This is a genomic window from Nitrosomonas sp. (assembly GCF_040256045.1).
Lineage (GTDB): Bacteria > Pseudomonadota > Gammaproteobacteria > Burkholderiales > Nitrosomonadaceae > Nitrosomonas.
The window spans coordinates 33,744-43,445 of record NZ_JBDZWD010000017.1 but is presented as its reverse complement, the minus strand read 5'-3'; the positions used below and the strand labels follow the sequence as shown (position 1 = coordinate 43,445).

The window sequence follows — 9,702 nt, the reverse complement described above, 5'->3', positions numbered from 1 at the left end:
TCAAGTTCCATGATGAATTCCAGGCCAGCGCCAAACCCGCCAAAAAAGGAAAATAATAACTATTTTTCCAAATTTGATTATTACTCTATTCCGGGAGAACAAATGTTTGTTCTCCCGGAATTTTGGTTGGTTTTTTAAGGCTATGAATATTTCGGATATTGTTCAGGCGGATCAACAGATATCTTGGGGTTGTCTACTTGCAGTTACTGACTGTATTTATTTTCAACTTCATAAACAAGACATACCGGGAGTCGGTATTCTCAACCGTCGGAAGAGACGGTTTTTTTATTTTTAATATGTTGAACATATTTCATAGATTCCCGGAAGTAACCGGAGATCCGGTTCACAGGAAACGTGATTATTTCATTGCGGCATTTACCTTCTTTTGTGTCGCAGTCAGCCTTGTGATCGATGCGCATGGGACCTTACTGCTTCAGAATGTGCTGGGTGTCATCGCTTGGATTTTTCTGATTGTATTACTTCGCGGTGAGAACCGGGAAATAAGGATGCAGGTGGTGATTGCAGTTGCTTTTGCAACGGCAGGCGAGCATTTTGCATCTGTTTACATGGGGGGATATACCTACCGTCTGGAAAATGTGCCGTTATACGTGCCCCCGGGCCATGGCATGGTTTATCTGACTGCAGTCGCGCTGGCCCGCTCTGGTTTTTTCCTCCAACACGCACGGAAAATTGCAGCATTCGTGGTGATTTCCTGTGGTTTGTGGTCAGCATGGGGTATCAGCGGGTTACCCGAACATGGTGATCAGGTAGGCGCACTGCTGTATGTGGTATTCCTGATTTATCTGTTCAAGGGCAGATCGCCGATGGTGTATCTGGCTGCGTTTTTCATTACAACCTGGCTGGAATTGATTGGCACCGCCGCCGGGACTTGGCGATGGGCGACGCTTGAACCGATATTCGAGTTGACACAAGGCAACCCGCCGAGCGGAGTTTCTGCCTGGTATTGTTTGGTGGATGCCGTTGCCATTAGTGGAGCACCCGTATTTCTGAATGTCTTCAACAGAATGAGTAGTTTGTTCAAATGGCTTAAAACCAATGGAATCAGTCTCAAAGTGATTTTGAGCAGGAAATGAGTGCGCTCACTTTCTTCTGGAACGCATAACTGTTATGGATTATTCCCAAACAGGTGTTGAAGATCAATGATGATTCAGGGCTCAATTCATTTGTGCGGTGGTAGTAATACCTGTAGATTTTCGTGTTTCATACTTATTGCAAAATATAGACTATGAGTAGTGATGTGACGTTTGCCCAACTGGGCTTGTCCAGTGAAATTCTCCATGCAGTTAATGATGAGGGATATGTGAACCCCACTCCGATCCAGGCCCAGGTCATTCCTTCGATTCTGGCCGGTAAAGATGTGATGGCCAGTGCGCAAACAGGTACCGGCAAGACAGCCGGCTTTACGTTGCCGCTGCTGTATCGTCTGCAAATACATGCCAATACGAGCATGTCTCCCGCACGGCACCCTGTTCGTGCCCTGATCATGGCGCCAACTCGTGAACTGGCAATGCAGATCGATGAAAGTGTCAGGAAATACGGGAAATATCTCGCCCTGAAAACAGCTGTCGTTTTTGGCGGTATCAATATCGATCCTCAAATCGCAGCGCTGCGAGTCGGAGTGGAGATATTGGTGGCTACTCCCGGTCGTCTGTTGGACCTGGTTGAACAAAAGGCAGTCAATTTTTCCAAAACTGAAATTCTGGTACTGGATGAAGCTGATCGTATGCTGGATATGGGTTTTCTGCCGGACATCAAGCGGGTGATGGCGCTGTTACCTCTGCAACGCCAAAGTTTAATGTTTTCTGCGACATTCTCCGGTGAAATCAGGAAACTTGCCGATAGCCTGCTGAAGCAGCCGATCCGGATCGAAGCAACAGTACAAAACACGGTGAATGAATCTATTTCGCATGTCATTCACTGGGTAAGGCCGGACAGCAAATTTGCCTTGCTGTTGCATCTCATCCGGCAGCAAAGCCTGAAGCAGGCACTTATTTTCGTCAAAACGAAACATGGTGCTTCTCACCTGGCGCAGATGCTTTCCCGCCACGAAATCTCGGCGGTTGCTATTCACGGCGATAAGAATCAGCAGCAGCGTACACAGGCGCTCGCTGAATTCAAGCAGGGTGATGTGCAGATACTGGTTGCTACCGATGTTGCCGCGCGCGGTATCGACATCGACAAGCTGTCACATGTCATCAATTATGAATTACCTGGCAACGCGGAAGATTATGTCCATCGGATCGGGCGTACCGGCCGAGCCGGCAGTAAAGGAAAGGCTATTTCGCTGGTCAGCGAACATGAAAAAGAATTGCTGGCCAATATCGAAAAACTACTGAATGCCAAACTGGAAACGGAGCAGATTGCCGGTTTTGATGCAGAACAGTTTGCCCGCAGCCTGCCGGACCGGAAAAACCGGATGGCGACTGGTAACTCCCGCTACGGCAATAAACCAACGGAAAATGGGAGTGAGAAAAGCAAAAGTGAGAAACGCGGTAAACTGCCATCATCTCCGAGACATTCTGGTTCTCGCCGGGGAGGAGCACAAAAATACAGCGATCCTATCTTTACCCAGCCTTACGTGCCACAGGCTAATTCGGCACAGTCAGCAACGCCTAGGCAACCGGAAATCCAATCTCTGTTCCTGACATACCGGCAGGAAAAAAAGACTGTTCCGGCATTGTTTACGGCCTTGTCAAAAAATAAAGCCGGCCAGGAGAGCTGAATACACCCCAATTCCCGGTTTCCCGCCTTTTTAATTCATTACTATCCGTTTCAAAGAATCGGCTATCTTCAGACTGCCCGATTCGTATCACCCAACCCCCTTTTCGTCATGCCGGGAGATTTTTCGGTATCTCAGTGCAGTTACTTTCGGTACCGCAGTAGCACCCCTGCCTGAAATCTGAATACAAGTAACCGCGTTGTGAGATTGATCACAGAGCAACATTGTTGGTGTGGCTATGCTTCCCGCCGTACATCGAGTATTGATGTCCTGTCAGGGATATGTGCGAAACAGGAGTGGTTCGATGACAGAGATGTGTGCGAGGTGATGGAGTGCTCATCCGGTACGCGCACGAAATGACTGTTTTCGGGATCAGGTACTCTCAAATATACGAGGGATCGCATGAAAGATTCAATCGGGAGATTCTGTCAAATAGCCTGATCATTTTTCACCGATCAATGATTCAATTGGAGAACGAATAAAAAATGACATGGCACGGCTCGAATAAATCCGCTGGGTATAACCCCCCGAAATCCACCTCCTATGACGAGGGTAAATTCGGCCGGATGTTTCCCTCCCTTCCACCCCTTGCGCAGGATACCCGGCAAATCAGGGATGCTTTGAAAGAACTTGGCAGGAAGGGCGGTATCATGGATGCCAGAGAAGATACAGATATTGCTGTCAACCCCAATCTTGCCCGCGATCTGATCATTGATCCTGCGTTGAGCCTCATTAATCCGAATAATCCGAATCTTGTGGCGGGTATGACTTTCCTGGGCCAGTTTCTTGATCACGATATCACGTTTGATCCGACCTCCGACCTGGAAAGACAGTCAGATCCGGAATCCATTCGCAATTTCCGCCGGCCTTTGTTTGAACTAGACAGCATGTATGGGGCTGGGCCGGGTACCTCGCCCTATTTATATGACCAAAGTGCTGATGGAGAAGGTATCAAGTTCTATGTTGAGGAGATATCTGGTGCAGCTGCAGTTTCTGCGGGTGGCTTCGTACGTTATGATTTGCCGCGCAACGATCAGGGAACGGCGCTACTGGGTGATGCGCGCAATGATGAGAGTCTGATGATTTCCCAATTACATCTTGCTATGTTGCGTTTTCACAATGCAGTAGTGGATTATGTTAAAGCAGAATCCGGCCTGACGAACCCGGATGAAATATTTATCGAAACACAACGGTTGGTGCGCTGGCATTACCAGTGGATCATCATACATGAGTATCTGGTAAGAACTGTTGGCAAGCCGCTGGTTGACAATATCCTGATCAATGGTCGTAAATTTTATAAATGGCACAACCAGCCTTTCATCCCGGTTGAATTCTCGGTGGCTGCTTATCGTTTCGGCCATTCGCAGGTTCGTCCCTCATATCGTTCCAATTTCGGGCCGATACCTTCTGATATCAATTCGCAAATCTTTAAACTGATTTTCAACAATAATCTGGCAGACGGACCTGATCCTGATGACTTGCGTGGGGGAAAACGTGCTCCATCCCGTTTCATCGACTGGCAGACATTCTTTGATTTTGGTGATGGCAAAGTGCGCCCAAGTAAAAAAATCGATACCAAACTTTCTACTATCCTGTTCGATTTGCCGGGTATGTGTGGAGATATCCAATCTCTCGCACAGCTCAATCTGCTCAGAGGATTGACTTTCAGCCTGCCTTCCGGGCAAAGCGTGGCAAAAGCAATGAATCTGCCGATACTGAATACCACCGACCTTGCAGATCTGGTCGATCTCAAACTGCACCAGCATACGCCACTCTGGTTTTACATTCTGCGTGAGGCGGAAGTGAAGGAGAACGGGGAGCGACTGGGACCGGTGGGTGGACGTATCGTCGCCGAGGTGTTTCTTGGTTTGTTGCAAGGAGATTCTATGTCTTACTTGCGCCAGGATCCGAGATGGATACCCACGCTGCCGAGCGCAATAGAAGGCACTTTCAGGATGACCGATCTGCTCAGGTTTGCTAGTGTGGTAGCTCCGTTATAAGGGCAAACCATCCAGCAATCCATCGATATTATTCGTATCTGGCTGATTGCCGGGTGCCAGTGCTTCAGCCTGCCTTATTAGTCCTGATCGGTGTGGCCGTTGTCACGTCAATTATGGTGAGGATCCATTAATCTGCGCTGTTCTGACGACGTTCAGGAACGGTGGCACAAGCCACGTTATTCTCCATTCCTGTTTATCTGGTCATTTGATAAAGCTCCTGCAATGTTGTCCCCTAATACATTTATTGACATAAATCAATGAAATGTGAGCTGATCGGGTGCATGATTTTCTTGGGTTTTCAAACAAGAAAGGAGTAGCCGAGATGAGCGAAATAGTAAAAGGTAGTGATACTGAAACCTTCAGGAAAATGATGGTTGCTGTCGTACTTATTATGGCAGTATTGGTTTCATTGGTTGTAGTTTCAGCATATTTTTCGCCAGTTGTACACTAAACAGGGCTTTATTGGAGTATTGCTCCCGCCGGTTTTTCTGACTGGTGGGAGTATCCCCTGTAAAATCCCGCAGTAAACGGTTTTTCCAGGGCGTACCTCTTTCCGATACAGTCTTTTTCCCATCCTTCCAATCCTGTTTTCCCAGTTAATTTCATTTGTCGAAAAGGCAGATAGGACATTTGCTTGTTTTTAAGCAGATGGAAGGCAGATTTTGATAATATCTCCGTCATTTGCCTTTGTCCGGAAGAAAGTTCCGGGTTGCCGATTTGTGCATGTGTGTTGCAAGGAGAGGGTCGACTGTGATGTTGAATAATGGAATAGGAAAATTGCTGTGCATGGCTCTGGTGCTATTGCTATCTGCCTGCAGCAAGCAGGAGGAAGCGGTAAGAGCTGCCAGCCCGCCCTCGGTCAGTGTGATTACCGCTGAACAAATCTCGATGGAAATGCGTGAAGAAACCATTGGCTCGCTGGAGGGGATGATGGATCCGACTGTTGCGGCGGAAGTTTCCGGGAGGGTACTCAAGGTGCTGGTGCGTCAGGGTCAGCATGTGAAGAAAGGGCAGGAAATTGCTTTGCTGAACCCGGTCGATTACCAGTTGCAGCGACGGGAAGCACTCAGTGAAGTCGCCCGGCTGGAAGCCTTGCTGGAAAACCAGAAACGTTCGGTTGAGCGTAATGCCCGGCTGGTCGAGCGGAATTTCATTTCCCAGATCGTGCTGGATGATGTCAAGACTCAGGAGATTGCTTTACACCGGCAGCTGGAAGGTGCCAAATCCCGGCTGGCGTCGATCGTGCATAATCAGTCCAAGACACGCCTGCTTTCCCCTGTGGATGGGACGGTTGAATCCCGGCTGGTTGCTGAGGGAGATTATGTCAAGGTGGGTGATCCACTGTTCCAGATCATCAGCAATCAGCGTTTGCGTGCTCATCTGCCATTTCCCGAAAGTATTGCTTCATTAATCAGGCCAGGTCTGGAAGTTAGGCTGAATACGCCTACTTCCAGTGTTGAGATCATCTCTCGCATCAGAGAATTGAAACCTGCCATCGGTGCAGGTAACCGGGCGATAGATGTACTGGCTGATGTGGAGGATCAAGTCGGTTGGCATACGGGTGCCAGTGTTAGTGGTGTGGTCGTGCTCGGCGTGCGCGAGAATGTGGTGGTAGTGCCGGAGCAGAGTGTGGTACTGAGGCCGGCGGGTGAAGTGGTTTATGCCATCAGCCAGGATCAGGCACAAGCTCATCAGCGAGTGGTGCGTACCGGCTTGAGGCAGGATGGTATGGTGGAAATCATCGATGGTATACAAGCGGGTGAGCAGGTCGTGCTCGATGGTGCTGCTTTTCTGACGGATGGTGCCAGAATCTCCATACAGAAAGAAATGTCAGTACAGGCAGATTCATGACACTGCCGGAACTGTCGATCAAACGTCATGTACTGGCGTGGATGGTTTCCGGGTTGCTGGTATTGCTGGGTGTAATCAGTTATCAGCGTATCGGTGTGGATCGCTGGCCATATATCGAATTTCCCATGATTTCGGTGACGACGACTCTGATCGGAGCCAATCCCGATATCGTCGATGCCAGTATTACCAGTATTATCGAGACAGCGATCAACACCATCCCCGGTATCGAGCATGTGCAATCTAGCTCTTCACCGAGTGTTTCGGTCACCACCATTACCTTTAGTCTGGACAAGAACATCGACGTTGCTTACAACGAGGTGCAGGCAAATATCAGTCAGATTTTGCGGCGACTGCCGGATGATACCGAACCGCCGGTCGTGCGCAAGATCGAAACTAACGCTCAGCCGGTGATGTGGCTGTCACTGCAGGGGGATCGCACCCTGCAGCAGCTCAATCTGTATGGTTTCAACGTTATCAAGAAGAAACTGGAAACGATCGATGGTGTCGGGGAGGTTCGTCTTGGCGGGCGTCGTGATCGTACCATTCGTATCAATATCCTGCCTGAACGTATGGCTTCCTACAATCTGGCTGCCAATGATGTCATCAGTGCTTTCCGGCGCGAGCACATTCAGCTGCCCGGTGGTTTTCTGGTGGGCAAGAATACGGAAAGGCTGATCAAGCTCGATCTGGAATTCCATAATTTAAAAGATATGAATAACCTGATCGTGGCTTACCGTGATGGTGCTCCGATCCGGCTGAAGGAAATTGCAGAAATCGAAGATGAACTGGCCGATTATCGCCAGGTGGCACGCTTTAACGGCCAACCTTCTCTGGGAGTGGGAATCGTCAAGGTTTCAAATGCCAACACAGTGGCCATCATCGAGGAAGTCGAACGCAGGTTGAAAGAAGATATCGTTCCCAGCCTGCCACCCGGAATGCGTATCGGTGTTTCCACCAGTGATGCGATCTTTATCAAGGAACTGGTGAATTCACTGCAGGAACATCTGATCGAGGGGACGTTGCTGGCTGCGCTGATCGTCTGGTTGTTCCTGCGTTCGATCCGTTCCACGCTGATCATTGCGACGGCCATTCCGGTATCACTGCTGGGAGCAGTTGCAGTGATGTATTTCTCCGGATTCACCTTCAATACCATGACATTGCTGGCATTGCTGCTGCTGATCGGAGTGGTGGTAGATGATGCCATCGTCGTGCTGGAGAGTATTTTCCGGCACATGAGCCGGGATCAGGCCAAGTATGGCAAGGTGGATACGGCGGCTGCGTCGGTCAGAGGCAGTCAGGAAGTGGTATTTGCCGTGATTGCAGCCACACTGTCACTGGCTTGTATATTTGCACCGGTTATTTTCATGGACGGTATCATCGGCAAATTTTTTAAATCATTTGCGGTCGTCGTCACATTTGGTGTGTTGATTTCCCTGCTGGTTTCCCTGACACTGACGCCCATGCTTTGCTCGCGTTATTTGCGAGTCGATCGTAAACACGGGCGCCTCTATCACTGGCTGGATAACTGGTTTCATCGCATGGATCGGGTATATGGCTCGTTGCTCGAGTTTTCCATCCAACATCGCTGGAAGGTCATCCTGATTACTACCATTACGGTACTGAGCAGCAGTTTCTTTTTTGGCAAGGTGGAAAAGGAACTCTCCCCGGAGGCCGATGAAGGGGTATTCATGATTACTTTCAGAACACCGCTGGGTTCGAGTATCGACTATACCGATTCCCGCCTCAAGTTGATCGAAGGTGTACTGGCTTCCTATCCTTCGGAAGTGATTAGTTATCTTGGCATGATCGGAGCCGGGCAGGATAGCCAGGTTAACAGAGGATTCGTCAATGTTCGTCTATATGACCGCAATGATCGTACTATGACCCAGAAAATGCTGATCCGCGAACTGAGGGAACGTTTCGACAAAATCCCGGGTGTACGGGCATTTCCCGCACCGGTTGCTATCGTGCGCGGCCAGCGCCCGGAGAAATTGCAGTTCAATCTGACCGGCCCCAATCTGCAGGAAGTGGGTCGACTGGCCAAGGAAATGCAGCGACGGCTCGGCGAAATACCGGGAATGGGTAAGGTAGATCTGGATCTTGACCTCGATTTGCCGCAACTGGTGGTGGATCTGGATCGGACACGAGCCGCCAGTCTCGGTATCTCGGCTACTGATGTCGCCATGGCAATCAATATGTTTACCGGTGGGGTGGATGTGGCTCAGTTCAGTGATGAACCAGGGGATGGGCAACGTTACCAGATCAGGATCAAGGGTAAGGAAAGCCGATTCAACCAACTTGAAGATCTGAAAAAGGTTTATTTGAGAAGTGCAGGGAACGAGCTGGTGAGGTTGGATACGGTTGCTAAATTCCGTGATAACCTCGGTGCTGCGGTAATCGGGCGATTCGACCTGCAATATGCAGCAATGTTCTATGCCAACCCGGCATTCTCGCTGGGCAATGCGGCCGATATGGTATTCCAACAGGCCGCCGAGTTCATGCCGGTGGGTTATATGGTGAAAATGACCGGACAGGCAGAAGAGCTGGCCAAAACAATGACGAATACACTGTTCATTTTTACGCTCGCCCTAGTCCTGCTCTATATGGTATTGGCCAGCCAGTTCAATTCCTTTCTGCAGCCGCTCATCGTCATGGTGGCACAGCCATTAGCGATCATTGGTGGTATTTTTGCCTTGTGGCTGACGGGGAACTCACTCAATATATTTTCCATGATCGGTCTGATACTGCTCATCGGTCTGGTGGCAAAAAACTCGATTCTGCTGATCGACCTCACCAATCAACTGCGTGAGCAGGGTAAATCTGTAGATGATGCACTGAGAGAAGCCTGTCCGGTTCGGTTGAGACCAGTATTGATGACCTCACTGACCGTCATTCTGGCATTGTTGCCTGCAGCGATGGGGCTGGGTGCCGGTGCTGAGACCAATCGTCCGCTTTCCGTTGCGGTGATCGGCGGCATGATTTCCTCGACACTGCTGACACTGGTGGTGGTGCCTGCGGTGTATTCTCTGGTGATGCAGGCAGTGGATAAATTACATACATCTATCCCGACACAGACCGGCTGACTGATCTGGGTATGAATTGTTGCTGGCT

The 9,702-nt window shown here is 49.6% G+C and carries 7 protein-coding genes; 6 read left to right on the top strand and 1 reads right to left on the bottom strand.

The genetic code is table 11. The features are described 5' to 3' along the window. The first annotated feature begins 296 nt into the window (after nt 1-296). The 4 genes from ABUL11_RS05020 (at nt 297) to ABUL11_RS05005 (ending at nt 5,191) form a co-directional block, all read left to right on the top strand. Nucleotides 297-1,094: a hypothetical protein gene (locus tag ABUL11_RS05020; RefSeq protein ID WP_350282766.1), complete on the top strand. Its 798-nt coding sequence runs from the start codon at nt 297-299 to the stop codon at nt 1,092-1,094. Nucleotides 1,095-1,246: 152 nt separating this feature from the next. Then, on the top strand, nt 1,247-2,743 hold the full coding sequence (locus ABUL11_RS05015) for a DEAD/DEAH box helicase (protein WP_350282765.1): 1,497 nt from the start codon (nt 1,247-1,249) through the stop codon (nt 2,741-2,743). Between the two features lie 482 nt (nt 2,744-3,225). Next, entirely contained in the window at nt 3,226-4,740 is a 1,515-nt protein-coding gene (locus ABUL11_RS05010; protein WP_350282764.1) for a peroxidase family protein, read from the top strand. Between the two features lie 322 nt (nt 4,741-5,062). Continuing rightward, entirely contained in the window at nt 5,063-5,191 is a 129-nt protein-coding gene (locus tag ABUL11_RS05005) for a hypothetical protein (RefSeq protein WP_350282763.1), read from the top strand. A gap of 8 nt (nt 5,192-5,199) precedes the next feature. Here ABUL11_RS05005 and ABUL11_RS05000 read toward each other — a convergent pair whose 3' ends face one another. Then, on the bottom strand, nt 5,200-5,421 hold the full coding sequence (locus ABUL11_RS05000) for a hypothetical protein (RefSeq protein ID WP_350282762.1): 222 nt from the start codon (nt 5,419-5,421) through the stop codon (nt 5,200-5,202). Nucleotides 5,422-5,493: 72 nt separating this feature from the next. On the opposite strand from ABUL11_RS05000, the gene ABUL11_RS04995 reads away from it, so the two are divergent. Further along, on the top strand, nt 5,494-6,591 hold the full coding sequence (locus ABUL11_RS04995) for an efflux RND transporter periplasmic adaptor subunit (protein WP_350282769.1): 1,098 nt from the start codon (nt 5,494-5,496) through the stop codon (nt 6,589-6,591). Beyond that, entirely contained in the window at nt 6,588-9,674 is a 3,087-nt protein-coding gene (locus ABUL11_RS04990; RefSeq protein ID WP_350282761.1) for an efflux RND transporter permease subunit, read from the top strand. Before ABUL11_RS04995 ends, ABUL11_RS04990 begins: the two co-directional genes overlap by 4 nt. The last annotated feature ends 28 nt before the right edge of the window (nt 9,675-9,702 follow it).